At 69.4% G+C, this 24564-nt stretch carries 24 protein-coding genes; 14 read left to right on the top strand and 10 right to left on the bottom strand.

Annotated elements, in window-relative coordinates; all coding sequences use genetic code 11:
- Positions 1 to 63: 63 nt before the first annotated feature.
- Together LY41_RS11255 and LY41_RS11260 are read right to left on the bottom strand one after the other, a co-directional pair.
- Positions 64 to 774 carry an alpha/beta hydrolase gene (locus LY41_RS11255; protein ID WP_253863813.1) on the bottom strand — a complete coding sequence of 237 codons (711 nt, stop codon included), beginning with the start codon at positions 772 to 774 and terminating at the stop codon, positions 64 to 66.
- A gap of 17 nt (positions 775 to 791) precedes the next feature.
- Entirely contained in the window at positions 792 to 1358 is a 567-nt protein-coding gene (locus LY41_RS11260; protein WP_253863814.1) for a VOC family protein, read from the bottom strand.
- Between the two features lie 362 nt (positions 1359 to 1720).
- On the opposite strand from LY41_RS11260, the gene LY41_RS11265 reads away from it, so the two are divergent.
- From LY41_RS11265 to LY41_RS11275, 3 genes are all read left to right on the top strand, one after another.
- A complete protein-coding gene (locus LY41_RS11265) occupies positions 1721 to 2530 on the top strand; it encodes an IclR family transcriptional regulator domain-containing protein (protein ID WP_253863815.1) in 810 nt (269 codons plus the stop codon).
- An 88-nt stretch (positions 2531 to 2618) separates the two neighbouring features.
- Positions 2619 to 3785 (top strand): CaiB/BaiF CoA transferase family protein, encoded by a 1167-nt coding sequence (locus LY41_RS11270; protein ID WP_253863816.1) that lies wholly within the window; start codon positions 2619 to 2621, stop codon positions 3783 to 3785.
- Positions 3782 to 4594 carry a citryl-CoA lyase gene (locus LY41_RS11275; RefSeq protein WP_253863817.1) on the top strand — a complete coding sequence of 271 codons (813 nt, stop codon included), beginning with the start codon at positions 3782 to 3784 and terminating at the stop codon, positions 4592 to 4594. The genes LY41_RS11270 and LY41_RS11275 overlap by 4 nt, the downstream gene beginning before the upstream one ends.
- A 31-nt stretch (positions 4595 to 4625) precedes the next feature.
- Here LY41_RS11275 and LY41_RS11280 read toward each other — a convergent pair whose 3' ends face one another.
- From LY41_RS11280 to LY41_RS11300, 5 genes are read right to left on the bottom strand one after another with little or no spacing between them, the layout of a single operon-like run.
- On the bottom strand, positions 4626 to 5432 hold the full coding sequence (locus tag LY41_RS11280) for an SDR family NAD(P)-dependent oxidoreductase (protein WP_253863818.1): 807 nt from the start codon (positions 5430 to 5432) through the stop codon (positions 4626 to 4628).
- Positions 5429 to 6340: a PCC domain-containing protein gene (locus tag LY41_RS11285; protein ID WP_253863819.1), complete on the bottom strand. Its 912-nt coding sequence runs from the start codon at positions 6338 to 6340 to the stop codon at positions 5429 to 5431. Before LY41_RS11285 ends, LY41_RS11280 begins: the two co-directional genes overlap by 4 nt.
- Positions 6337 to 7890: an acyl-CoA synthetase gene (locus LY41_RS11290; protein WP_253863820.1), complete on the bottom strand. Its 1554-nt coding sequence runs from the start codon at positions 7888 to 7890 to the stop codon at positions 6337 to 6339. Before LY41_RS11290 ends, LY41_RS11285 begins: the two co-directional genes overlap by 4 nt.
- The gene (locus LY41_RS11295; protein WP_253863821.1) at positions 7887 to 9059 is read right to left on the bottom strand and encodes an acetyl-CoA acetyltransferase; all 1173 of its coding nucleotides are present in this window, start codon (positions 9057 to 9059) and stop codon (positions 7887 to 7889) included. The genes LY41_RS11290 and LY41_RS11295 overlap by 4 nt, the downstream gene beginning before the upstream one ends.
- A complete protein-coding gene (locus LY41_RS11300) occupies positions 9056 to 9973 on the bottom strand; it encodes an IclR family transcriptional regulator (RefSeq protein WP_253863822.1) in 918 nt (305 codons plus the stop codon). Before LY41_RS11300 ends, LY41_RS11295 begins: the two co-directional genes overlap by 4 nt.
- A gap of 143 nt (positions 9974 to 10116) precedes the next feature.
- On the opposite strand from LY41_RS11300, the gene LY41_RS11305 reads away from it, so the two are divergent.
- The 4 genes from LY41_RS11305 to LY41_RS11320 are packed head-to-tail and all read left to right on the top strand — an operon-like array spanning position 10117 to position 13822.
- Positions 10117 to 11121 (top strand): DctP family TRAP transporter solute-binding subunit, encoded by a 1005-nt coding sequence (locus LY41_RS11305; RefSeq protein WP_253863823.1) that lies wholly within the window; start codon positions 10117 to 10119, stop codon positions 11119 to 11121.
- Positions 11122 to 11124: 3 nt separating this feature from the next.
- The gene (locus LY41_RS11310) at positions 11125 to 11637 is read left to right on the top strand and encodes a TRAP transporter small permease (RefSeq protein ID WP_253863824.1); all 513 of its coding nucleotides are present in this window, start codon (positions 11125 to 11127) and stop codon (positions 11635 to 11637) included.
- Entirely contained in the window at positions 11634 to 13043 is a 1410-nt protein-coding gene (locus tag LY41_RS11315) for a TRAP transporter large permease (RefSeq protein ID WP_253863825.1), read from the top strand. The genes LY41_RS11310 and LY41_RS11315 overlap by 4 nt, the downstream gene beginning before the upstream one ends.
- A gap of 8 nt (positions 13044 to 13051) precedes the next feature.
- On the top strand, positions 13052 to 13822 hold the full coding sequence (locus LY41_RS11320; protein WP_253863826.1) for an SDR family NAD(P)-dependent oxidoreductase: 771 nt from the start codon (positions 13052 to 13054) through the stop codon (positions 13820 to 13822).
- A 66-nt stretch (positions 13823 to 13888) separates the two neighbouring features.
- Here the strand turns inward: LY41_RS11320 and LY41_RS11325 are convergent, their stop codons facing one another.
- Positions 13889 to 14680: an IclR family transcriptional regulator gene (locus LY41_RS11325; protein ID WP_253863827.1), complete on the bottom strand. Its 792-nt coding sequence runs from the start codon at positions 14678 to 14680 to the stop codon at positions 13889 to 13891.
- A gap of 152 nt (positions 14681 to 14832) precedes the next feature.
- Between LY41_RS11325 and LY41_RS11330 the strand changes: the two genes are divergently transcribed.
- The 6 genes from LY41_RS11330 (at position 14833) to LY41_RS11355 (ending at position 21798) form a co-directional block, all read left to right on the top strand.
- A complete protein-coding gene (locus LY41_RS11330) occupies positions 14833 to 16311 on the top strand; it encodes a mannitol dehydrogenase family protein (RefSeq protein ID WP_253863828.1) in 1479 nt (492 codons plus the stop codon).
- Positions 16312 to 16358: 47 nt separating this feature from the next.
- Positions 16359 to 17363, top strand: a complete 1005-nt coding sequence (locus LY41_RS11335) for an L-idonate 5-dehydrogenase (RefSeq protein WP_253863829.1) — start codon at positions 16359 to 16361, stop codon at positions 17361 to 17363.
- A 47-nt stretch (positions 17364 to 17410) separates the two neighbouring features.
- Complete coding sequence (locus LY41_RS11340; RefSeq protein WP_253863830.1) at positions 17411 to 18811, top strand: MFS transporter; 1401 nt, start codon at positions 17411 to 17413, stop codon at positions 18809 to 18811.
- Between the two features lie 94 nt (positions 18812 to 18905).
- Complete coding sequence (manD, locus tag LY41_RS11345) at positions 18906 to 20150, top strand: D-mannonate dehydratase ManD (protein ID WP_253863831.1); 1245 nt, start codon at positions 18906 to 18908, stop codon at positions 20148 to 20150.
- 20 nt (positions 20151 to 20170) lie between these two features.
- On the top strand, positions 20171 to 20818 hold the full coding sequence (locus LY41_RS11350; protein ID WP_253863832.1) for a bifunctional 4-hydroxy-2-oxoglutarate aldolase/2-dehydro-3-deoxy-phosphogluconate aldolase: 648 nt from the start codon (positions 20171 to 20173) through the stop codon (positions 20816 to 20818).
- Positions 20815 to 21798: a sugar kinase gene (locus LY41_RS11355; protein WP_253863833.1), complete on the top strand. Its 984-nt coding sequence runs from the start codon at positions 20815 to 20817 to the stop codon at positions 21796 to 21798. Before LY41_RS11350 ends, LY41_RS11355 begins: the two co-directional genes overlap by 4 nt.
- Positions 21799 to 21949: 151 nt before the next feature.
- Here the strand turns inward: LY41_RS11355 and LY41_RS11360 are convergent, their stop codons facing one another.
- Entirely contained in the window at positions 21950 to 22336 is a 387-nt protein-coding gene (locus LY41_RS11360) for a hypothetical protein (RefSeq protein ID WP_253863834.1), read from the bottom strand.
- Positions 22333 to 22878, bottom strand: coding sequence for a nuclear transport factor 2 family protein (locus LY41_RS11365; protein WP_253863835.1), 546 nt, complete (start codon positions 22876 to 22878; stop codon positions 22333 to 22335). The genes LY41_RS11360 and LY41_RS11365 overlap by 4 nt, the downstream gene beginning before the upstream one ends.
- A gap of 787 nt (positions 22879 to 23665) precedes the next feature.
- Between LY41_RS11365 and LY41_RS11370 the strand changes: the two genes are divergently transcribed.
- Positions 23666 to 24457 carry an SDR family NAD(P)-dependent oxidoreductase gene (locus LY41_RS11370; protein WP_253863836.1) on the top strand — a complete coding sequence of 264 codons (792 nt, stop codon included), beginning with the start codon at positions 23666 to 23668 and terminating at the stop codon, positions 24455 to 24457.
- The last annotated feature ends 107 nt before the right edge of the window (positions 24458 to 24564 follow it).

Raw genomic sequence — 24564 nt, forward strand, 5'->3', positions numbered from 1 at the left:
TGGGTGGCCGGTGCACCCTGACATGGCAGGCACATGTTTTCTCTTCACGACACCGGGCAGATGTCACGCCGTGGTGGCCCGCGTCTTCTGCGCCTGGCCTGCCAACAGGGCGGCGAGCTCATCGGGAACGGCGAGGAACGGGGAGTGGCCGGAGTCGAGTTCGTGGTGTTCGCCGACATGCGAGGCTCGCTCCCGTTGCCGGTCGACGCGGACCACCCGATCCCGGCGGCACACGATGTAGGCGGTCGGTGCGCGGGTCCAGGCCGGATCCTCGAGCGGCTCGGCGGGAACCGCGCTCTTCATCGGCCGGAGCCGGGACACGGCGTCCGTGGCGACCTCGTCCGGACAGTCCGGGTAGAAGGCATCGCGTGCGGCGGGGGTCGGGTGCACCCACCCGTCGTCGTCGCGCACGAGTGCTTCGCGCATGCCATCGCCGTGCCAGCTCTGACTGAGCGCGGTCTGCGACTCGCCGGGCAGCGGCAGGCGTGCCGCGACGAAGACGAGCCGGGAGGCCGCGTGTGCGGCGTCGGCGACGACGATGCCGCTGTAGCTGTGGGCGACGACGACGAGCGGTCCGTCACGGCGCAACCGTTCGACGTCCGCGCGCACCGCCGCCACGTCGTCGTCGTACGTGGTCAGCGGCAGCTCCAGCGCCTCACCCCGCACGCCGCGCGAGGCGAGGCCGTCGACGACCCGGCGCCAGCACCACGCGCCGTGGTGGGCGCCGTGCACGAGCAGGACGACTGCGGGCGGGTGCGGGGTTGTGGCGGGCACTGGGATGATCGAGCGCGTCAGCGCACGTCGTTGTTGGGGGTGTGGTCGCCGCTCAGCCACCGCTTCAGGTCGTCGTGCGCGGTGCGGAGCCGGATGCGGTTCAGTTCTTCCACGTTGGGGGCGTCGACCGTGAACTCGAGCAGCAGCCCGTTGGGGTCACGGGTGTAGAGGGACCGGCAGTAGCCGTGGTCGAGCACGTACGTCTCGTCGGGGTTCCACCCCTCGGCCGAGAGCCGGGTCTCGATGGCCTGCTGGACGCCCTCGGTCACCTTCAGCGCGATGTGGCTGAACGGCGATTTCGGCATCTTCGGGCCGAATTCCTTCTGGTCTTCGGAGTCGGCGAACTGGAAGAACGCGAGCGCGCTGTCGTCGCCGAGTCCGTAGAAGGTGTGGCAGTAGGTGCGTTCCTTGCCGAAGAGGTCCTCCACCTCGGCCCACGTCGCGATCAGCGGCAGCCCGATGAGCTCCTCGTAGAAGGCCCGCGTGGCTTCCTGGTCCTCGGTCACGAACGCGTTGTGGTGCAGGCGCGCCGGCAGCGTCTGGTGGTCGGGCTTGCCGGAGCGCTCGGATACGGCCTGGGTCATGGTGACGGCTCCTTTGTCGCACTTCGTCGGACGGATGTCCGCTCAACGGACACTTAGGTCACTTTTGCTCCCGGAAGTGGCGTTGTCAAGGTTTCGCGCGTGCTGTTCCGTGGTCCGGCAGGAGGGTTCGAGCTGTTCCCGTGATCAGGAAGAACGCTGTTCCGGATGGTCGCGGGGCGGGGCAGCGGGCGTCGTAGTGTGTCCGCTCTACGGGCGGATGTGGTGAAAGCGCGGGAGTGTCCTCTCAGTGACTCTGATAATCCGCAGTTCAGATCGGATTCGTAAGCCAGACCGATGTGTCCGAACAGCGGACATTCGGCTGATAGCGTGATCCGGAACGAGGTCTAGTCGAGGAGGTCGAGGTGGCGCGAGAGGGTGCCGGACCGGAATTCATCGAGGCGTTGGCACGCGGACTGGAGGTCATCGCCGCGTTCGAACCGGCGCGGCCGGAGATGTCGTTGACCGATGTCGCGTCGGCGACCGGGCTGTCGCGTCCGACGGTGCGCCGGATCTTGCTGACACTGCAGGAGCTCGACTACGTGCGGTCGACGGACGGCAGGTTCGTCCTGACGCCGCGGGTGCTCGAACTCGGTATGGCGTACGTGTCGTCGATGGGCCTGTGGGAGGTCGCGCGGCCGCATATGCAGGATCTGGTCGCGAAGGTCGACGAGTCCGTGTCGATCGCGCAGCTGGACGGGCCGGACATCGTGTACGTGGCGCGCGTGGCGGTGCCCAAGATCGTGGCGCTGCGGGTCGAGCTGGGGACCCGGTTCCCCGCGCTGGCGACCTCGTTGGGCAAGGTGCTGCTCGCCGCGTTGCCGTCCGACGAACTCGACCGGACGCTCGCCGAGTCGACGCGTTCCGGTCTCGTGCCGCGGTGGCAGCCCGACGTCGAGGAGCGGGACGCCGTGCTGCGGGAGGTCAGGGCACGCGGATGGGCCGTCACCGACCAGGACCTGGCGCTGGGGATCCGCTCGATCGCCGTTCCGCTGCGGGACGGTGCGGGCCGGGTGATCGCCGCGCTGAACGTCAACAGCCATGCCGCGGAGACGTCGATGGAGACGATCACCGAGAAGTATCTGCCGCTGTTGCTGCAGGCCGCGGGTGCCATCAGTGCCGATTTCGCACGAGTGTCGGCGCTGCCGCGGGTGGAGGGCTCCGAGGTCGGTTGACCCCGTCGGGCTGCTTGACGCGCCTGGTCCGTTCCCGCAGACTGCAAGTGCGGACAATCGTCCGTAGGGCGGACAACGGAGGCTATCTGTGGGAGTACCAACGGGATCCGGTCACGGCGGCCCACTGTCGGGCGTGCTCGTGGCGGATTTTTCACGCATCCTCGCGGGGCCGTACGCCACGATGTTGCTCGCGGACCTCGGGGCCGAGGTGATCAAGGTCGAGGGGCCGCACGGCGACGACACGCGTAGCTGGACACCGCCGGTGCGCGACGGGGTGTCGACCTACTACCTCGGCGTGAACCGGGGCAAGCGGTCGATCTCCCTCGATCTGCACGACGGACACGACGCCCGGCTCGCGCGCGAGCTGGCCGACAGGGCGGACGTGCTGATCGAGAACTTCAAACCCGGCGGACTGACGAAGTACGGACTGGACTACGACACCGTCCGCGCCTCGAACGAGGGCGTCATCTACACCTCGATCAGCGGCTTCGGCTCCGGCCCCGGCAAGGACGTGCCCGGTTACGATCTGATGGTCCAGGCGATCTCCGGTCTGATGAGCCTGACCGGAGATCCGGAGGGGCCGCCCTACCGCGCCGGGATCTCGGTGTTCGACGTCATGGCGGGCAATCACGCCGCGATCGGGATTCTGGCCGCGCTGCGGCATCGTGACACCGGAGCCGGGGGACAGCACATCGAGATCAACCTGCTGTCCTCGGCGCTGACGGGCCTGGTCAACCACTCCTCGGCCTACGCCGCGGGTGGCACCGTGCCGTACCGCATGGGCAACGCGCACCCGAGCGTGTTCCCGTACGAGCCGCTGCCGACCGCGGACAACGACCTCATCATCACCGCGGCCAACGACCACCAGTTCCGGACCCTCTGTAAGGTCCTCGACATTCCCGAGATCGCCGACGATCCGCGGTTCGCCCGTAACGCCGACCGGACGAAGAACCGCGAGGAGCTGCGGCCGATCCTGGTCGGTCAGCTGACGCGGCGGCCCGCCCTGGAGTGGTTCGACCTGCTCATCGAGGCGGGGGTGCCCAGCGGGCCGATCAACACGATCGACGGCGGATTCGCCATGGCCGACCGGTTCGGCCTCGACCCGATCGTGGACGCGGGCACCGGGGACAAGGCGGTGCCGTCGACGCGCAACCCGATCCGGTTCTCGGAAACCCCCGCGACGTACGAACTTCCGCCGCCGGAACTGGACGAGCACGGTGAGGACCTGCGGCGTTGGCTGGAGAATCCCGCATGACCGACGATGCCGTGACGAACCGATACCCGACCGCGCTCGGCGCCTCGTCGCGCGAGTCCATCACGCTGCTCGGCGAGGACCTCGCCGCGGACGTGATGGGCAACGTGGGGTTCGGTGAGCTGGCGTTCCGGCTCGCCACCCAGCGGCGTCCCGAACCCGGCGAGACGAGACTGTTCGAGGCCGTGCTGGCGGCGCTCGCCGACCACGGCTTCACCCCGACGGCGATGGTCACGCGGTTGACGTACCTGTCGGCGCCCGATTCGATCCAGGGCGCGCTCGCCGCCGGGCTGCTCGGCGGGGGTTCGCGGTTCCTCGGCGTCACCGAGGACTGTGGCCGGTTCCTCGACGACGTGCTGCGCGACGCCGAGCGGCCGTCCGACGACGAAGGCTGGGACGCGCTCGCCCTGGCGACCGTGCGTGCCCGCCGCGAGGCCGGACAACTGATCCCCGGCCTGGGCCATCACGTGCACAAGGACGGCGATCCGCGCACGCCACGGCTGTTCGAGATCGCGCGCGAGGAAGGGCTGTTCGGGCCTCATCTGCGCCTGTTCGAGGCGATCGGCCGGGTGCACCCGCAGGTGCTCGGCAAGACGTTGCCGCTCAACGGAGCCGGGGTGTGCGGGGCGGCGCTCGCCGACCTCGACCTGCCGCTGCAGCTGCTGCGGGGTTTCGCGCTGCTGGCCCGCACCGCGGGACTGGTGGGTCAGCTCGCCGAGGAATTGCGCAATCCCGTGGCCGACGACATTTTCCGGTCCGTCGATCTGAACAACGTGCCGGTGGAACCGGAGCCGTACCGCTCGGACGGATGAGCACGCCCGCAGTCGTCCGCGACCGGCCGGTTCAGCCGGGTGCGCAGGTCATCGCCAGGCCGCCGTCGACCGGCAGGCACACCCCGTTGACGTAGGCGGCCTCGTCGGAGGCCAGGAACAGGCTCGCGTTGGCGACATCCCACGGGGTGCCCATCCGCCCCGTGGGGCTCGCCGCGTGGCGGTCGGCCATGAGCTCGTCGACCGACCCCGCTTGGGACGCCAGCTGCTGGCGTACGAGGGGCGTCTCGATGAAACCGGGTGCCACGGCGTTGGCGCGGATGCCGCGGGCGGCGTACGTCAGCGCCAGTGACACCGTCGCCTGGTTCACCGCGGCCTTCGCCGACATGTATGCCGGGTACTCGTAACCGACGTGGCGCAGCGCCGCGAGCGACGAGACATTGACGATAGCCCCGCTGCCGCGGTCGAGCATGGCAGGCAGCACGTGCTTGCACGCCAGGAACACGCCGTCCACATTGAGCGCAAACGCGCGGTGCCATTGCTCCAGGCTCAGCTCCATCGGACCGCCCAGCACCGTGACACCCACGTTGTTGTGCAGGATGTCCACAGGCCCGAACGCCTCGACCGCACGGCCGACGGCGTCGGCGACCTGGTCTCCGTCGGTGACGTCCGCGGTGATCGCCGTCGCGGAACCGTTCTCGGCGCGGATCGCCTCGGCGGTGTGGTCCGCCGCCTCCGCGCTGACGTCCACCGCGGCGACCGACGCCCCGTGCCGGGCGTAGGTCATCGCGGCGGCCTGACCGTTGGTCGCTCCGTCCGGCCCGCCACCGCCGCCGAACACGAGCGCAGTCCGGCCGGCGAGTCGTGGAGTGTCGGTCATCCTGGTGCCTCCTCGGCCGGGTTGTCGACGTCGCGGGATATCGCACCGGAATCGGCGCGCTCGACGTACAACTCGAAGGTCACCGCCACCGGGTTCTGCCCCGGCAGCACCAGGCCCGAGTGCACGTCACCGTTGCGGTCCACCAGCGACGCGGTGAGCACGGCATCGCCGTCGTCGACGGTGCCGGTGAGCGAGGTGAACTCGGTGGCCGGCCAGTCGGCCTCCGCGATCCGCCCGGGACCGGTGCGCAGCCGGGCGCCGACGGCGCTGCCCAGGCTGGAGCGGACCACCGCGGAACGGAAACCCGCCCGTGCCGCCACGTCCGTGACCGCGGTGTGCAGGTCTTCGCCGGGGCGGATGCGCGCCGCGACGGCCTGCGTGGCCGCCGCTTGCCCACGCGGGTGCGGGGTGAACGCGGGCATGGTCGTCTCCGGGCAGGTGTCGCTGACGTAGGCGACGTCGTGCAGCAACCGCATCGTTGCCTCGATCGGCACCGCGCCGACCGTCGTGTCCGGTAGCAGATGGCCGCCGCGGACACGTCCGTGCTCGTCGAGCCAGGTGGCGTGCACGTGTGCGAATCCCGAGCCCTCGCGGATCCCCACGGTCGCGGAACCGCCCAGCACGAAACAGGGACCGGCGGGTTCGCAGGTCTCGCTGAAGTAGGCGGGACGCTCGGTGCCGACGGCCGGGTGCACGTAGCGCAGCGTGCCGAAGCTGCCGTGCGCCAGTTCGACGCACGCCGCCCGGTGACCTGCGGACTCGACGATCCGCCACAGCTCCGCTGCGACGCTCGCGCCGGGCGGCAGTTGCGTCCGCACGATCGTCACGCCGGTGGGCACCCACACGATGCGTTCCGGCGAGCGGGGTCCGGGGTGCTGCAGCGGGAACCCGGACCGGTGCGCGGTCACGACTCCGCCAATCGCTGCTTGATGGTGCGCTTGACCACCTTGCCGTATCCCGACTTCGGGATCTCGTCCCACCACACGAAGCGTTTCGGGATCTTGTACCGCGCGAGCGAATCCCCGAGCCACGACCGCAACTCCTCGTCGTCGGCCGCGTTGCCGTCGGACGAGACACAGACGGCCACTCCGATCTCGCCCCACTTCGGATCCGGCACACCCACGACCGCCGCCTCGGCCACGGCCGGATGGTGCAGCAGGCGTTCTTCGATCTCCCGCGGGTACACATTGGACCCGCCCGAGATGAACATGTCGGACGCCCTGCCCGTGACGTAGACGTATCCCTCGGCGTCGACCATGCCCAGATCCCCGGTGCGGAACCAGCCGTCGCGGAAGGACTCGGCGTCGGCCTCCTCGTTGCGCAGGTAGCCGGCGAACACCGCAGGGCCCGCGACACAGATTTCGCCCTGCTCTCCCGTGGGCAGTTCCGTGCCGTCGGAGCCCTGGATGCTGACCTGCATGCCGGTGCGCGGATAGCCACAGGTGCCGTACTCGACACCGTCCGGCGGCCTGCGGTCGTGCTCGTCCGGTGGCAGCACCGTGATGTTGCCGGTGACCTCGCCCAGTCCGTAGTACTGCACGAGCACATCGCCGAGCACCGCGCGGGCGCGTTGCTGGTCGGCGCGGTACATCGGTGCGCCTGCGTAGATCACGTAGCGCAGGGAGCCCAGGTCGTGGTGGGCCGCCTCGGGCGCCTGGGTGAGCGTTGTGAGGATCGTCGGTACGGTGAAGGCGTTGGTGACACGCTCGGTCTCGACGAGCTGCCAGACTTCCGCGGGCTCCAGCCGGGTCGACGCGGGCAGCACGGTCTTCGCGCCCCGGGCGACCTGCGGCAGCAGATGGATCCCGGCGCCGTGGGACAGCGGCGCGACGACGATCTGCGCGTCGTCGGCGCCGAGGCCGGGCATCAGGTCGCAGAGGTGGTTGTTGACGACGAATCCCAGCTGGTCGTGGGTCAGCACGACGGCTTTGGGCCTGCCACTGGTGCCGGAAGTGAAGAAGTACCAGGCGTGGTCACCGTTCCACACGGGCTCGTCCGGTTCGCCGGCCTGCGGGGTGGGCAGGCCGGCGATGGCACCGTCGGCACGGGACGTGGCGCCGATCCACAGCGTGCCGCCGGTGAGTTCCGACGCCGCGGCGACGGCATCGGCATGGTCGGCGTAGTCGGTGTGGCAGATGAGCGCAGCGGGCGTCGTCAGTTCGGCCAGCCCGGCTACCTCGGACGGGGTCAGGCGGAAGTTGGCGGGAGCGAACACCGCGCCGGCGCGCCACACCCCGAACATCGCCGCGAGGAACTCGACGTGGTTGGGCGAGTGCACGAGCACCGCGTCACCACGGCCGATGCCGCGGCTGCGCAGCTCGGCCGCGACCGCGGACGCACGCGCGTCCAGGTCCTGCCACGTCAGGCGCGCCGAGCCGGACACGAGGGCGTCGCGGCCGGACAGCCGGGTGGCCGTTGCGGTCAGCAGATGGGACAGGTTGACGGCACGCAGCGTCATCGCACCCGCTCCAGCACCGAGCAGTAGTTGGCGACCGCGACGCCGCCCATGTTGAACACCGCAGCCAGTCCGGCGCCGGGGACCTGCATCTCGCCCGCGTCGCCGGTCAGCTGCAGGGCGGCCATGATGTGTTGCGAGATCCCGGTCGCGCCGATGGGATGCCCCTTCGACTTGAGCCCGCCCGACGGGTTCACCGGTAGATCGCCGTCACGTTCCGTGCGTCCGGAGTCGATGGCGGTGGCACCCTTGCCCGGCTCGGCGAGGCCGAACGCCTCGTACTGCAACAGCTCGGCGACGGTGAAGCAGTCGTGTGTCTCGATGAGGTCCAGGTCGGACAGTCCGGCCCCCGCCTCGTTCGTGGCGCGGGCGAACGCCGATTTGGCGCCCGCGAAGGAGAGCACGTCGTCGCGGCGGCTCAGCGGCAGGTGATCGTTGGCGTGGGCCCGGCCCCGCCAGCCCACGGCGCGCGGTGCGCTCGCGGCGACGTCCGGGGAGGCCACGACCAGCGCGGCCGCACCGTCGGAAACCAGCGAACAGTCCGTACGGCGGAGCGGGTCGGCCACGAACGGGTTGCGATCCGACACCTCGGCGCAGAACTCGAAGCCGAGGTCCTTGCGCAGGTGCGCGTACGGGTTGTCGACACCGTTGCGGTGGTTCTTCGCGGCGATGTGGGCGAGCGTGTTCCGGTGGTCGCCGTACCGCTCGAAGTAGTCACGGGCGATCCCGGCGAACACGCCCGCGAAACTGCCAGCCTGCTCGTCGTCCTTGCGGTAGGAGGCGGTGAGCAACGCATCGCTCACGACCTCGGGCTCGGCCGCCGTCATCTTCTCCGCGCCGGCGACGAGTGCGATCCGGCCGCGGCCCGACTGCACGAAGTCCAGCGCCGTGAACAGCGCCGACGATCCGGTCGCGCAGGCGTTCTCGGTGTGTACCGCGGGCACGGTCGCCAGCTCGGGCCTGCCCGCACCGACCAGGCCCGCCTCGAAACCCTGCCGGGAGAACCCGCCGTTGAACACGCCGACGAAGATCCCGTCGACGTCGCCGGGCTCGGTGCCCGCATGGTCGAGGGCCGCGCCGGTGACACCGGCCAGCAGTGCTTCGACGTCCGGCTCGGACGCCTTACCGAACTTCGAATGCGCCCAGCCGATGATCGCGGGGGTGGTTGTCATGGTCGTCCTCTCGCGGATCTGGACTTCTGAGAATCGGTCAGTGCGGCATGGATGGACCGGGCCTCCGCGTGCAGCAGTGCGGCGAGCTCGTCGCGCCGGGCGCCGTCGAAGCGCTCGGCGATACTGGCGACGCTGAGTGCGGCGACCGGACGGTCGGCGGCGTCGTGCACCGCGACACCGAGTGCCCAGGACCCGGCGATGACACGGCCGTCGTTCAGCGCGTACCCGTCGTGACGTGACCGGTGCACGAGGTCGTGCAATGTGTCGTCGTCGAATCCGGGGTAGTGGTCGCGGGTCGTGGCCGTCGAGGCCAGCACGTCTTCGACGTCGTCGTCGGACAGTGCGCCGAGAATGGCGAGACTGCCCGCGCCGATGCCCAGCGGATGCCGGTCGCCGACGGCCAGGGCGTAGTTGCGGATCGGGCCGGGACCCTCTTGCCTGCGCGTGCACACGGCGTAGCTGCCGTGGCGCACGGTCAGGAACGTCGTCTCGGTCGAGGCGTCTGCGATCCGGATGAGACTGTCGGTGCTCGCCTCGCCGAGGTCGTCGGCCCGGTTGCCCGCCAGCTCGCCGAGCACACCGGCCTGCAGCCCGAGGCGGTAGCACGCCGTGTCGGGATCCTGCTCGACGTACCCTTCGGCGACCAGGGCGACGAGGATCCGGCGCACACTTGCCTTCGGGCGGCCGCTGACGCGCGTGAGCTCGGCGAGTGACACACCGTCCGGCCGGTCGCGCGCCAGCACACCGACGAGGTTCAGCAGCACGAGTGCCCGCTGGATGCTCTGCGATCCGGACGGCCGTTCGGCGGCATCGTCGGCGGTGTGAGCGATGGTCCATGATGCGGACCTGCGAGCTGCGTTTCCGAGTTTGGGAGGTGGCGCGGCGGGTCGCGGCGCGTCGGCATTGGCGCTCACAGCAGCCATCATGGATCGATTTACGCCGAACCGCAATGGTCCATATTGTGGACTATCGATCGCGAATGCGCATTGACATCGCTGATCGGCTTCTCTCAGGATCGGTGTTCCCTTCCGGGGCGGACGAGGAGAAACGGACAATGATGTCGAAGCGCCTTCGGGGCGCCGTCGCGCTGCTGGCCTGCCTGGTGCTCGGTGCATGCGGCTCGGCGACGGCCACACCGGACAGACCGGTCTACACCTGGGACATGACTGTCACGGTCGGTGAGTCCTCCACCTGGTACCAAGCGGCGGAGCGGTTCGCCGAAACCCTGTCACGCGAGTCCGGTGGCCGGATGGAGCTCCGGATCTTCACCGGCGAACAGCTGTCGGCGGGCGACCCCGCCGCCGGGGTCGAACAGCTGATGAACGGCGACAAGGACTTCTCCTACAACTCCACGATCATCTACGCGGGCATCGACCCGCGGTTCGGCGCGATCAACGCCCCGTTCCTGTACCGCGGCTACGACGAGGCCGACCGTGCCCTGGACGGCGGTGCGACCGCCGCCTACGAGAAGCTCTCCTCCGAGATCGGCGTGAAGATGCTCGGGTTCGGCGAGAGCGGCTTCCGGCAGTTGACCAACAACGTCCGCTCGGTGAGCAAGCCTGCCGACCTGTCCGGCATCAAGGTGCGCATTCCCGGCATCGGCATGTTCACCGACATCTTCCGCAGCCTCGGCGCCAACCCGACGACGATGAACTTCTCCGAGGTGTTCACCTCGCTCCAGCAGGGCACGATCGAGGGTCAGGAGAACCCGATGGACGTCATCTCGTCGGCCGGGCTCGCCGAGGTGCAGCGGCATCTGACAGTGTGGAACTATGTCTACGACCCGCTGATCCTCGGGATGAACCAGGACCTGTTCCGGTCGCTGAGTCCCGAGGACCGGAAGATCGTGCAGAAGGCCGCGGCCGACGCGAACTCCTTCCAGATCGAGACCAACAGAGGGCTCGAACAGCAGCAGATCGACGAGCAGTCGAAGCTGATGACGACGACCGAGCTCACCGATGCGCAGGTCGCCCGCTTCCGCGCGGCGGTGCGGCCGCTGTACGAGTCCTACGAGCCGGTGTGGGGGCCCGCGATGGTCCGTGCCGTGAGCCCGGAGCGCTGAGTCATGCAGAAGTCGACTTCGGAACGCGTGCTCACAGCCGCGGAGAACGTGCTGGCCGCCGTCCCGTTCGCGGTGGTGACTGTGGTCGCGTTCGTCAACGTCATCAGCCGGTACTTCCTCAATGCCTCGTTGGCCTTCACCTCGGAACTCACCGTGAACCTGGCGGTGTGGATGGTGATGATGGGCGCGGTGATCGGGCTGCGGGAAGGTGCCCACCTGGGATTCAGTGCGCTGCACGAGAAGGCCGCCGGGGTGGTGCGGCAGGTCATGACGGCTCTGATCACCGTGGCGATACTGACGTTCCTGGCCGTGCTGCTGTACTTCGGCATCGACATGGCGATCGCTCAGCTCGGCAGCGGCAGGGCGACACCGTCGATTCGGATTCCGCAATGGTTGTTCACCGCCGCTGTCCCCGTGGGTGCGATCTTCGGTGTGTACCGCACGTTGCAGGCGAGTCGGGTCGGCTTCCGAAGGTCCACAGTGGATTCTCAGCCGAGTGAGGAGGCCGACCGGTGATCGGTGTCGTGCTGTTCGGCAGCTTCTTCGTGTTGCTGCTGCTGGGTGTTCCCGTGGCGTTCTCGCTCGGGGTGGCGGCCTGCGTCTCGCTGGTGGCCATGGGCGGTTTCGGTGAACTGTCGATCGTGCCGAACGTCTTCACCGCCTCCGTCGCATCGGAGACGTTGCTGGCCATTCCGTTCTTCATCCTCGCCGGCGTGATCATGGAGTATGCCGGCATCTCGCGCAGGCTCGTGGACTTCGCACACGCCTGTGTGGGCAGGCGCAAGCACGGCTTGGCGATCGTCGTCATCATCGCCGCGTTCTTCTTCTCGGCCATCTCGGGATCGGGTCCCGCCACGGTGGCGGCCATCGGGTCGATCCTCATCCCGGCGCTGATCCGTCAGGGCTACGCAGCCCGGCACGCGACGTCCCTGCTCGCCAGTGCGGGTTCGATGGGCATCATCGTGCCGCCCAGCGTCGCGTTCATCATCTTTGCGGTGGTCGTCAGTGATTATGCGGGCGTGTCGATCGTGCGCCTGTTCGTGGCTGGCATCGTGCCGGGAATCCTGCTGGCTGCCGCGCTCGTGGTGGCCAGCCTGCTGCTGCCGCGGACGCAACCCGTCGCGGTCGCGGCAGGCACCGCAGGCGGTGACGGCGGCAACGGCGGTCGCACTGGCGGCGGTCACAGTGGCGGCGGAGGTCACAGTGGCGGCGACGCGGATGCGCCTGCCGCCGGCGACGGTGCCGAGGTGGCCGCGGCGCACGGGCTCGCCGCCTCCTTCGGGAAGGCGATCCCGGGCCTGCTGGTCCCGTTGATCATCCTCGGCGGTATCTACGGCGGCATCGTCACACCGACCGAGTCGGCGGTGGTCGCGGCAGTCTACGCGCTGCTGGTCGGCCTGTTCGTCTACCGGGAGATCAGCCTCCGGCAGCTGTACCGCATCCTCGTGACCGCCTCGGCGCAGTCGGCCGTGGTGATGTTGATCGTGGGTGCGGCCTCGGTGTTCGCCTACGTGGTGACCGTCAACGAGATCGCGGAGAACATCTCCGAGGCGCTGCTGGGGCTGACCGGCAACACCGTGCTGATCGTGCTGATGGCCATCGTGGTGCTGTTGATCGTCGGCGCGTTCATCGACGCGGTGTCCGCGTTGTACCTCTTCGTGCCGATCATCGCCCCGGTGCTGCTCGAAGCGGGCGTCGACGTGACGACCATCGGCGTGATGATGGTCGTGAATCTGGCGCTCGGGCTGGTCACACCGCCCGTCGGCATCAACCTGTTCGTGGCGGCCGGTATCGCGAAGGTTCCGCTGGCCGAAGTCGTCAAGGGCATCCGCCCGTTCTTCGCCGCCGGCCTGGTCGTGCTGCTGCTCGTCGCGTACGTGCCCGCGCTGTCCAACTGGCTTCCGGATCTGCTGGGCTTCTAGAAGGGAGCATGGGAGTGAATTTGTTCGACCTCACCGGCCGGGTCGCCCTCGTCACCGGCGCCGCGCGTGGTATCGGACTGGCCGTCGCGCGGGGCCTGGCGGGACAGGGCGCGCACGTCGTGGCTGTCGATCTGGCCGATGCCGGCGAGTACGTCACGGCGCTTGCCGCCGACTTCCCGCAGCAGCACGTGGTGTACCGAAAGGTCGACGTGCGTGACGAGGAGGCCGTGCGCGCCTCGGTCGATGCCACGGTCGACGAGCTCGGTTCGGTCGATGTCCTGGTCAACAACGCGGGCACGGCCAGCAGGAACGGACTGGACACACTCACCGACGACGAGTGGTACCGCGACCTGGACACCAACCTGCGCGGCATGTTCCTGTACTGCCGCGCCGTCGAACCCCACATGAAGGCACAGGGAGACGGGCGGATCATCAACATCAGCTCGATCTCCGGGATCATGGGCGGCCCACGGTCGGGAGGTACCGGCGGCGGCCGGTCCGGCCCCGCGTACGCGGCGTCCAAGGGCGGCGTGATCGCGTTGTCCAAGTGGCTCGCCAAGGAGCTCGGCGAGGACGGGATCACCTGTAACTCGGTCGCCCCTGGCCCGATCGCGACGGCACTGACCGCCGACGTCGCCTACGCACTGGACGATCAGGTGATCAAACGTATGGGCACGCCGGAGGAGGTGGCCGCGGCCGTGGGATACCTGGCAGGACCGGGCGCCGGATACGTCACGGGCCAGGTGCTCAAGGTCTGCGGTGGTGCAGCCATCGGCTGAGACCGCCACCCGGCGGCTGTTGCGCCGTCGGAGAAGCGTGGCGAAGGCAATGCTTCCGAGTGGCGCTCACCCCGTCGCCGGGGCCAGCGTGTATTCCGCCGGAGCGAGTTCGTAGGCCGCCTCGCGCATCAGCGCGCCGGTCTCTGCCAGCCGGTCGGTCGTCATGCGGTCGGCGGGTCCGGTGACGCTGATCGCGACGTCCTGTGAGGCCACGGACGTGAGAGCGATCCCGACGCACGCGATGCCGGGTTCGTTCTCCTGATTCTCGACGGCCCACCCGAGGGTGCGTGCCGCCTCGACCGCATCCCGGAACCTGCCCGCGAGCGTCGAATACTCACGGTCGGGGTCGGCTTCCTCGACGTACCCGGTCAGCAGCGAATCGTTCGGGGGAGCGGTGGCGACGAGCGCCCGCCCCAGTGCCGTGCTCGCGATGTGTGCCCGCCTGCCGACCCGCGACCACACCCGGACCGAACGCTCCGGTTCGATCTTGTCGAGATAGACGACGCGACGTCCGTCGAGTATTCCGAGGTGGACGAGCTCCTCCGTGCGGCGGGACAGCTCGAGCAGCAGCGGCCGGAACAGCAGTGGCAGGTTCTCGTCGGCCCCGAACGTCCGCACGATCCGCCGGAGCGACTCGCCGAGGACGTAGTTGCGGTCGTCGCCGTCGCGGGTCACGTACTCGCGATGCGCCAGACCGCGGAGCAGGCGGTGGACCGAGCCCTTGTTGATTCCCGTGTGCGCCGCGATCTCGCCGAGCGACATGCCTTCCGGGCCCGCGGCGGCGACCGTCTCGAGCACGACGAGCGCGCGATCGAGGCTTGTCATGGGCGGGGTGTCCGAGGTGGGTTCGGTGTCCATGGCTCCATTGTCACCGGGGTCGGTATTGCGTCGCGTGCAGTGCCAGTCTATCTTACGGTCCGACATACAAAACGACCGGTTCGTAATATGAAACGCAGGCTTGCGGGTGATGCACACGTGCCGCTCGCGGGCCGCGGAGGGACAAGGACGTCATGGCACAGTCACTCGGGCGGAAGAACGTGCCCGCGGGGTCGCTCATCGGAGCCTCCGCTCCGGACCGGACCGGCATCGTGCACCTCGGTCTGGGGAACTTCCACCGCGCCCACGGCGCCGTCCACACGGCGCAGGCGATGGCCGCGGCAGGCGGCGACTGGGGCATCCGCGGTTTCGCGCACTCCTCGGACCGGGTCGTCGCACCGATGCGTGCCCAGGACAACGTCTACTCGATCCTGCAGCTCACCGAACACGGTGCGCGGGCAGGCGTCGTCGACGTCCACCGTGACACCGGCGTGGCGGCCCAGGACCCGGCAGCGGTCGTCGCCGCGATCGCGGACCCGGCCCACCGCATCGTCTCGCTGACCGTCTCCGAGGTCGGCTACACCCGCGATCCGGCCACGGGCCGCCTGGCGCTCGACCGTTCCGACGTCGCTGCCGACTTCGTCGCAGGCTCGGCCCCGCGCACGGCCGTGGGCATGATCGCGCGCGGGCTCGAACGGCGCGCCCACTCCGGCGAGCCGGTTGCCGTGCTGTCGTGCGACAACCTCCAGTCGAACGGCGACGTCACGCGTGCCGTGGTCGAGGAGTTCCTCCAGGCGGCCGGTGCGAGCGACGACGTCCTGTCCTTCGTGGCTACGTCGGTGTCGTTCCCGAACGGCATGGTCGATCGCATCGTGCCGAAGACGACGGACGAGCACGCGGCGCGCGTCGCGGACCTGCTCGGCGTGACCGACCGCTGTCCCGTTCCCGCCGAGGACTTCAGCATGTGGGTCCTCGAGGACGACTTCGCGGGCGGTCGTCCGGCATGGGAGCAGGCCGGCGTGACGTTCTCGACCGAGATCGAGGCGTACGAGATGGTGAAGCTGCGGCTGCTCAACGGATCCCACTCGCTCATCGCCTACCTCGGCATTCTCGCCGGTGCGCCCACGATCGACGCCGCCTGGAGCCAGGACTTCGTACGGGAGGCGGTGCTCGGCGGGATCGCCGGCGACTACCTCCCGACGTTCACCCCGCCCACCGGATTCGACGCCGATGCGTATGTGTCCGAACTGGACGCTCGCTGGCGCAACCCGCTGATCGGGCACGCGACCACGCAGGTCGGCTCCGACGGTTCGGTCAAGCTGCTCCAGCGCATCCCCGACGCGGCGCTGTTCCACCTCCGGCGCGGCACCGTGCCGCACCGGCTCGCGCTGTGCACCGCTGCGTGGATCGCGTGCGTCGCCCCGCCCGCGGGCTTCACCCCGGACCCTCTCTCCTCGCGTATCGCCGAACCCGCTCGCGAGCGGCTCGCTGCCGCCGTCGACGGCGCCGTGACGGTGCCCGACCACGTGCGCCGGATCCTGACCGGCGGCTTCTTCCCCGACGCCCTCGCCGAGCAGGACGACTTCACCGCCCGGGTGGCCGACCTGCTGACGCTCATCACCCGCGACGGGGTGCGCGCCGCGGCCGCCGACGTGGCCGCAGCCTCCCGTTGAGCCCGCCGTCTCCCGATCCGTTACCGACCCCCTGGAGCTGATCACCGATGAAGGGCCTGTTCATCCACGGTGCCGAGGACATGCGCCTCGACGACGTCGCCGTGCCCGCACCCGGCGAGGGCGAAGTGCTGCTGCGCGTGCGCTACGTCGGCATCTGCGGTTCCGACCTGCACTACTACTTCCACGGCAAGAACGGCGAGAACCTCGTCCGCGAGCCGTTCGCACCCGGGCACGAGTTCTCGGCGACCGTCGAATCCGACCCGAGCGGGGAGTGGGCGAGAGGTACGCCGGTGACGGTGCACCCCGCGCGGTACGGCCGCCCGGTGGCGGGCCTCGACGATCGGCCGCACCTGTGGCCCGGCGGTGACTACCTCGGCAGCGCCGCGGACTTCCCGCACCGCCAGGGCGCGGCGGCGGAGTACGTGGTCGTCGGCAAACCCATGCTCCGCAGGTTGCCCGACGGGCTGTCGCTGCGGGACGCGGCGCTCGCCGAACCCCTCGGCGTCGCATTGCACGCCCTCACCGTCGCGGGCGAGCACCCGGGCGACCAGGTTCTCGTCCTCGGCGCGGGGCCGGTCGGGCTGCTCACCGTCGCGGCGCTTGCGGCCCGGGGCGTCGGCCATGTGGCGGTCGGCGACGTCCAGGAAGCCGCCCTCGACCGGGCCCGCGCCCTCGGCGCTCACGAGACGTTCCTGATCGGACGCGACGACGTGCCGGCGGCCGAGTACCCCGTCGTGTTCGAGTGCTCGGGCGCGCCCGCGTCGCTCACCCAGGCGGTCACGTCAGCGGCCCGGGCCGGTGTCGTGGTGCAGGTCGGGATGCTCGCCGACGCCGCGATCGGTGTGAACCTCGCACCGCTCGTGTCGAAGGAACTGCAGCTGCGCGGCACCTTCCGCTTCTCGACCGAGATCGACGAGGCCGTCGAGATGCTCGCGGCCCACCCCGCCATCGCCGGGGTCGTCACGCACGTCCTCCCCGCGGCCGACGCGGTCGAGGCATTCGCGACGGCGACGGACTCGGCCGCCTCCGGCAAGGTCCTCATCGAGTTCTGACTCCTTTCCCCTCTCACGTCTCCATCGACCCTGCAGAAGGAACAACGATGTCCACTTCAGCACCGCCGCCCGAAGCCGACACCGCCGGTGACGGACAGGCCGAACGCAGCACCGGTGATCTCACGCGTGCCGCGATGTCCGGTTGGCTGGGCACTGCGCTCGAGTTCATGGATTTCCAGCTGTACTCGCTCGCCGCCGGCCTGGTCTTCGGCCAGCTCTTCTTCGTGGGCGACAGTGCCGCACTCGCCGTCGTCGCCGCGATGGCCACGTACGCCGTCGGCTATGTCGCCCGCCCCGTCGGCGCCTGGTATTTCGGACGACTCGGCGACCGGGTGGGCCGCACGAAGGTCCTGTTCATCACGATCGCGCTCATGGGCGGTTCGACGACGCTCATCGGTGCGTTGCCGACGGCGCACGACATCGGCATCCTCGCTCCGATCCTGCTCGTGGTGCTGCGCCTCGGGCAGGGATTCGGCGCAGGCGCGGAGATCTCCGGTGCCGGTGTCATGCTCGCCGAATACGCACCGCGGCGGCGGCGCGGCGTGATCGCCTCGCTCGTGGCACTCGGCACGAACTGCGGCACGCTCGGTGCCTCCGCGATCTGGGGCGTTCTCGTGGCTGTCCTGTCCGAGGAACAGCTCCTCGCGTGGGGCTGGCGCATCCCGTTCCTGGGTAGCGCGGTGATCCTGCTCGTGGCCGTGTGGATCCGGCTCCGGCTCAAGGAGAGCCCGGTGTTCGAGGAGAGCTCCCACGTCGACAACGGCGTAGCGCTCTCGGCCGACGAGGTGCGGGCGAAGGCCGAGCGCGACAACGACACCCGCATGCTCGAGGCGCTCGAGCAGAAGAAGTGGCGCGCGCTCGTGCCGGCGTTCCTGCTGCGGTTCGGGCAGGCGGGCAACTCGGGAATCCTGCAGACCTACATGGTCTCGTTCATCACCGTCACGCTCGCGATGTCGGCGTCGGTGGGAACGAGCGTCGTGATCATCTCGTCGTTGTGCGCGTTCGCCACGGTGCCGATCGTCGGTGCGCTCGGTGACAGGTTCGGCAGGCGCCGCATGTACCAGGTGATGAGCGTGATCTCGCTCGTGCTCATCGTTCCGACCATGATGCTGATCGCCGGAGCGGACGTGCCACAGGTGTTCGTCGGCTACATCGTCATGCACAACGTGTCGGTCATGGCGCTGGCCTCGCTCGAGAACCTCACTCTGCCGGAGATTTTCGGCTCCCGGCACCGCTACGCCGCGACCGGCGTCATCCGGGAGATCGCCGCGATGATCGCCACCGGCATCGGTCCCGTCGTCGCGGCCGCGTGGGTCGCAGCGACCACCGGATCGTGGATTCCGGTTGCGGTCCTGCTCGGGTTCTTCACGCTCTGCCCGCTCATCGGGACGCTGCTCATGCCGGAGGTCGCGGGCCGCGACCTGAGAGATCCGCGCAACGCGGTATGAGCCGATCCGCGCCGTACCCCGGGCGCGGTCCCACGCCCATAGCGGTACCCACCGTCCACTGTCGACATATCTGCCCGGAAGGACTCCAGCCCTCGTGAGCATCTCGACCGCCGACGTCATCGTCACCAGCCCGGGACGCAACTTCGTCACCCTCAAGATCGTCACGTCCGACGGCCTCGTCGGATGGGGCGATGCGACGCTCAACGGGCGGGAGCTGTCCGTGGCCTCGTATTTGCGGGATCACCTCGCGAGTACGCTCCTCGGCCGGGACGAGGACCGCATCGAGGACACGTGGCAGTACCTCTACCGCGGGGCGTACTGGCGGCGCGGGCCGGTGACGATGGCCGCGATCGCCGCGGTCGACACGGCGCTGTGGGACATCAAGGCCAAGAAGGCGGGCGTTCCGCTGTACCAGCTGCTCGGCGGGGCGAGCCGGGACAAGCTCCGGGTGTACGCGCACGCCTCCGGTAACGACTACCCGTCGCTGGCGCGGGCGATCCGCGGGTACGTCGACGAGGGCTACACCGCGGTGCGCATCCAGACGGGCGTTCCCGGTCTCGAACGGGTGTACGGCGTCTCGGACACCGCGGAGCCGGGCGAGCGTTACGACTACGAACCCGCGCATCGCGCCGCCGACGGGAGCGCGGCGACGCGGCCCGAGGAGGAGGACTGGGACACACCCGCCTATCTGCGGCACGTTCCGGCGATCTTCGAGAAGGTGCGGGAGGAGTTCGGCCCGGAGCTGCGGCTGCTCCACGACGCGCACCACCGCATGTCGCCGATCGAGGCCGCGCGGCTGGCCAAGTCGCTCGAACCGTACGACCTGTTGTGGCTCGAGGACGTGACACCCGGCGAGGACCAGGAGGCGTTCCGGCTGGTGCGGCAGCACAGCACGACACCACTGGCCACCGGCGAGGTCTTCAACTCGGTGCACGACTACCGGACGCTGATCACCGAGCGGCTCATCGACTACGTGCGGTCGGCTCCCACGCACACCGGCGGCGTCACGGGGATGAAGAAGCTGCTCGACTTCGCGGCGATCTACGGCATCCGCTCCGGCATCCACGGCCCGACCGACGTGTCGCCGGTCGGTATGGCGGCCGCACTGCACCTCGACCTGGCGATCCACAACTTCGGTATCCAGGAGTACATGCCGCACAGCGCGCTGACACTCGAGGCGTTCCGCACCTCGTACACGTTCGACCGTGGCTTCCTGCACCCGGGCGACACTCCGGGACTCGGCGTGGAACTCGACGAACAGGTCGCCGCGCGCCACCCCTACACAGCCGCATACCTACCGGTGAACCGTCTGCTCGACGGCACCGTCCACGACTGGTGAGTCGGGAAAGGACACACGTGATGAGCGAACGTCGGGCACTGCCCCGGTGGACCGCCGAAACGCGGCTGGTCGTCGTCCTCCGCGGTGAGCGCGCCGACGACTACGCGCCGGTGATCGACACCATGGTCGAATCGGGGGTGCGCAGCTTCGAGCTCACGCTCACCACGCCGGGAACGGTCGCCGCTCTGCCCGGGCTCGTCGAACGGTACGGCGACACCGCCGACATCGGCGTCGGCACCGTGACGCGCCCCGACGAGGTCGACGCCGCCGTCGGCGGGGGAGCGCGCTACGTGGTAACCCCGGTATCGGACATCCCGGTCGTCGACCGGGCCCTGGAACGGGACGTCCCGGTCGTCCCCGGTGGGCTCACTCCCACCGAGCTGTGGTCCACGTGGCGCCGCGGGGTCCCCGCGGTGAAGGTGTTCCCGGCGGGCCGGGTGGGGCCTGGGTATCTCGAGGACCTGCGTGGTCCGTTCCCCGACCTCGCGGTGGTGCCGTCCGGAGGTGTGGACCTGGAGTCGGCGCAGGCGTGGCTCGCGGCCGGTGCGGCGGCTGTCAGCGTCGGCGGGCCGCTCCTCGGGGACGCCCTCGGCGGCGGTGACCTGGACGCGCTCGCGGCGCGGGCGCGGAAATTCGTCGACGTGTGTGCGGGGAGGGCAGGCGCATGACCGGCGGGGTTCTGACGTTGGGCGAGACGATGGGCCTGATCACGGGCGGGCGCCTCGGAACGCTGGCCCATGTGTCCGAGGCGCACGTCGGCATCGGCGGCGCCGAGACGAACGTCGCCGTCAGCCTGAGCCGCCTGGGCGTGCCCGTCACGTGGCTCGGCCGGGTCGGCGACGACTCGCTCGGCAGGCGGATCGTGCGCGAAGTCCGCGGTGAGGGTGTCGACGTGCGTGCCCAGGTCGACACCGAGGCGGCGACGGGGCTGATGCTCAAGGAACTCACGGGCCAGGGAACCGCGCGGGTGCACTACTACCGCGCGGGCTCGGCCGGTTCGCGGCTGGCGGCGACGGACGTGCCCGCCGGTCTGGTCGAAAGCGCCGGACTCGTGCACCTGACGGGCATCACGCCGTTGCTGTCGGACTCGGCACGGGAGACGTGCCGGTCGGTGGTGCGGCGCGCGCGGGAGGCAGGCGTGCGCGTCAGTGTCGACGTGAACTACCGCGCGACACTCGCGCCCGCGCACGTGGCCACCGAGGTGCTCGGGGAACTGGCCGAACAGGCCGACCTCGTGTTCGGCTCCCCCGGCGAGCTCGCGCACCTCGCTCCCGACGGTGACCCGGCGATTCCCGAGCAGGAGGCCGGCGTCGACATCGGTGCGCTGGTCCGCGCGGTCGATCCCGGTGGGACACGCGAGATCGTGGTCAAACGCGGTGCCGACGGAGCGAGCGCCTGCCGTGACGGTTCCCTCGTCGATGTTCCCGGGCATCGCGTCGGCGTCGTCGACACGGTCGGCGCCGGGGACGCGTTCGTGGCCGGGTACCTCAGCCGCGACGTGCACGGGTGGAGTGTCGAGAAGAAGCTCGCCCGCGCGAACGCCTGCGGAGCTCTGCTGTGCACGATGCCCGGCGACTGGGAATCGGCGCCCACCCCGGCAGAGTTGGAGGCCTTCCTGGCGTCGGGAGGCGATCCGGTCCGGCGCTGAGTCGGCGTCTCGGATACTGGCGATCCTGCGGCGCGCGGGGACGCGTACCGGCCGGTCGTGCTCACTGAGCGGAAACGGGGCCCGAGGCGAGTGGGTGCAGGTCTGCTGTGGGGCCGACCGCTGGAGCTTCTCGTCGGGGTGCGACTACTCGTCATGGGCGTTGCTCGGTGCGATCCTGGTCGGCGAGACCGGTAACCCTGTCGACTTCCTGACGGTGCTTGGGCCGAGGTCGGAATACGCGATCGAGGATGTATTGGGACGTCGTCGGACTACGCGGGGCCGCCAGCGACGACATCGTGACCGAGAAGACGGCGGCTCCCCGGCGCCGGGTCATGCGCAATGACGACCAGGCGCAACTGCGCTGCCCCGGGCACAAGGTCAATGAAGGCCCCTTGACCGCGTCCCGTTCGGCGCCATGTTCACCAATGCGGTTGCGTTCGGGAGGAAGATCCCGTGCACCGCGTCCCGAATCGCGCCGATCGATCGCCGTGGCCAGTTCGTGCAGCTGGTCGGAGATATCCCGCTGGTCGTCGTTCACTCGGTCTCCGCAGTGGGATCCGCTACCGACGCCATGCCACTGGCAAGCAGCTCGGGTGATTCCGCGCGGCCGTCGAGCACTCGGCTGGTGCGGGTGGTGACCAGCCAGCCGTCCGCACCTCGCCGCAGGCGCCAATGGTTGGCGGTCGCCCTGCGTACCACGAATCCGTCATCGCCAGTGACGATCATCAGCGAATAGCAGACCGCGACCGCGTCGTCGCCGTTCACGCTCACGCGCGGTGCTCCGATGACATGTGCGCAACCGTTCGTGATCCAGTGCTGGTGGAACTCCGAGGTCACCATGGCGGCGATCTGCTCACGTCCGTTCATCACCAACTCGTCGACGTCGTAGACGCCGTCGGGTTCCCAGATCGCGGCCACGGCGTCGGCGTCTCCACTGTCGACGAGCGGTCCGTAAGACAGGATCAGGCGGGTCACCTCGACTTCGTCCTCCAGAGCTTGGAGCCGGTGTTCCAGCTGAACGAGTCGCTCCGCCTGTGACAGCTGATCTGCCTGCCCCCCTCGATCACTGCTCTCGGTCATCGGGCCCTCCGAGGTCGGTGTGGAGATTGTTTTCGCGACGGCAGTTCCTGGCGCTGCTGTCGGTGACGGCCGGCGGCTCGCCGAGGATCGTGACGAGCTGCGCCGGCCTTGGTACCGCACGGGGGCCGCCCGGGTGGACGGGGTCCCGTTCACCGGGAACGGGCGTGCGCGGGCCGGCCGGGACGAGCCGGCGCGCGCCGCGCGATGACGGGACAACGGGTGGTCTCGCTGGTCGGGAGGAGCGCGTCGTGCGGTGCCATGGGTCTGCCACAGTCCCGGCCAATACCTGTTGGCGTGCTACCGGAGAGCTGGGGCCACATGTCGGAACCGAGCTATGAATCGACGTTGCGTGAGCTGCACGCGGATCACGTGTGTCCTCCGCTGTCACGAAGCGGGCGACGGTCCACCGCTGGTGATGCTGCACGGATCCGGCCCCGGTGTGACGGGGTGGCGCAACTGTCGCGGCAACCTCGCCGCCTTCGCCCAGCACTGTCGATGCCTCGTACTCGATGCTCGGCCTTCCCCGCGACCTCGCGCCCACCACCGCGTCATGAGTTTCGCCGCTTTCCACTGTCTACTGTGCACGAACGTGAGGAACACATGCCCATCGACGTCGACGTAGCGCTGGCAGCCCCGGCTGCCACCAAGGAGGTCTCCTGGACCTGTCGCGACGTGCCGCTGTACCACTTGTCTCGCGGCGCCGGCCGGGACGCCGCGGTCGACCCTGAGCCGTCCTGGCCGAGATCTACGTGCAATACGACGATACACAGGAAGTGGTGACTGTCGGATGATCGACGAGCAGCGTTATGGACCGTGGGCTGTCATCGCGGGCGGTTCGGAAGGCGTGGGCGCCTCGTTCGCGCACCAGCTCGCCGACGCGGGCATCCACGTCGTACTGATCGCACGTAAGCCCGGCCCGCTGGCCGAGACGGCGGATGCGGTGCGGCGCAAGGGTGTGCAGGTGCGCACCCTTGCGATGGACCTGCTAGATCCGTCCGCCGTTGACGAGATTAGACAGTCCACTCAAGACATCGACGTCGGGATTCTCGTGTTCAACGCGGGGGCCAACAGCTACGGTCACGAGTTCCTCGAGGGTGAGCTCGAGGGCTTCCAGGGCGTGATCGACCTGAACCTCGGTACGCAGCTCGCGCTGACGCATCATTTCGGCAGGCAGATGCGCATGCGAGGACGTGGCGGCATCATTCTGGTCGGTTCGCTCGCCGGTTACCTGGGTCAGGCACGGCAGAGTGTCTACTCGGGGGTGAAGGCGTTCAGTCGGGTCTTCGCCGAGGGCCTGTGGCTGGAGCTGAGCGAGTACGGCGTCGATGTACTTGAGCTCGTCCTCGGGGTCACCCGGACGCCCGCCATGGAGCGGGCCGGGCTCAACTTCGACATCCCCGGCCTGAACGTGAGCGAACCCGACGATGTCGCACGGGAGGGCTTGGCCAACGTGGCGAACGGCCCGGTGTACATCGCGGGTGGTAACGAGACCGCCGCGGAGCAGCGCAGCGGGTTGGACCGGGCGGGATTGGCGCTCGGTGCCCACGAAGCCACCAAGCGGCTGCTCCCGGACGAGTAGGTCGTCAACCGATACTCGTGTCGCGGTGCTTCCGGTAACCGGGAGACCTCGCCCATGGTGGGGTCGGCCGCCGCACTCTATGCCCCATGAACGCAGCAAAGACACCC

It is taken from the genome of Prauserella halophila (assembly GCF_024171895.1).
GTDB lineage: Bacteria > Actinomycetota > Actinomycetes > Mycobacteriales > Pseudonocardiaceae > Prauserella > Prauserella halophila.

Excerpts from the sequence above, each read along its gene's own strand:
- LY41_RS11340 (WP_253863830.1), top strand. The coding sequence starts at position 17,411 with ATGTCCACTTCAGCACCGCCGCCCGAAGCCGACACCGCCGGTGACGGA.
- LY41_RS11280 (WP_253863818.1), bottom strand. The coding sequence starts at position 5,432 with ATGACCGACACTCCACGACTCGCCGGCCGGACTGCGCTCGTGTTCGGC.
- LY41_RS11275 (WP_253863817.1), top strand. The coding sequence starts at position 3,782 with ATGACCGACGATGCCGTGACGAACCGATACCCGACCGCGCTCGGCGCC.
- LY41_RS11295 (WP_253863821.1), bottom strand. The coding sequence starts at position 9,059 with ATGACAACCACCCCCGCGATCATCGGCTGGGCGCATTCGAAGTTCGGT.
- LY41_RS11320 (WP_253863826.1), top strand. The coding sequence starts at position 13,052 with ATGGGAGTGAATTTGTTCGACCTCACCGGCCGGGTCGCCCTCGTCACC.
- LY41_RS11335 (WP_253863829.1), top strand. The coding sequence starts at position 16,359 with ATGAAGGGCCTGTTCATCCACGGTGCCGAGGACATGCGCCTCGACGAC.
- LY41_RS11350 (WP_253863832.1), top strand. The coding sequence starts at position 20,171 with ATGAGCGAACGTCGGGCACTGCCCCGGTGGACCGCCGAAACGCGGCTG.
- LY41_RS11365 (WP_253863835.1), bottom strand. The coding sequence starts at position 22,878 with ATGACCGAGAGCAGTGATCGAGGGGGGCAGGCAGATCAGCTGTCACAG.
- LY41_RS11330 (WP_253863828.1), top strand. The coding sequence starts at position 14,833 with ATGGCACAGTCACTCGGGCGGAAGAACGTGCCCGCGGGGTCGCTCATC.
- LY41_RS11370 (WP_253863836.1), top strand. The coding sequence starts at position 23,666 with ATGATCGACGAGCAGCGTTATGGACCGTGGGCTGTCATCGCGGGCGGT.
- LY41_RS11260 (WP_253863814.1), bottom strand. The coding sequence starts at position 1,358 with ATGACCCAGGCCGTATCCGAGCGCTCCGGCAAGCCCGACCACCAGACG.
- LY41_RS11310 (WP_253863824.1), top strand. The coding sequence starts at position 11,125 with ATGCAGAAGTCGACTTCGGAACGCGTGCTCACAGCCGCGGAGAACGTG.
- LY41_RS11305 (WP_253863823.1), top strand. The coding sequence starts at position 10,117 with ATGTCGAAGCGCCTTCGGGGCGCCGTCGCGCTGCTGGCCTGCCTGGTG.
- LY41_RS11325 (WP_253863827.1), bottom strand. The coding sequence starts at position 14,680 with ATGGACACCGAACCCACCTCGGACACCCCGCCCATGACAAGCCTCGAT.
- LY41_RS11290 (WP_253863820.1), bottom strand. The coding sequence starts at position 7,890 with ATGACGCTGCGTGCCGTCAACCTGTCCCATCTGCTGACCGCAACGGCC.
- LY41_RS11355 (WP_253863833.1), top strand. The coding sequence starts at position 20,815 with ATGACCGGCGGGGTTCTGACGTTGGGCGAGACGATGGGCCTGATCACG.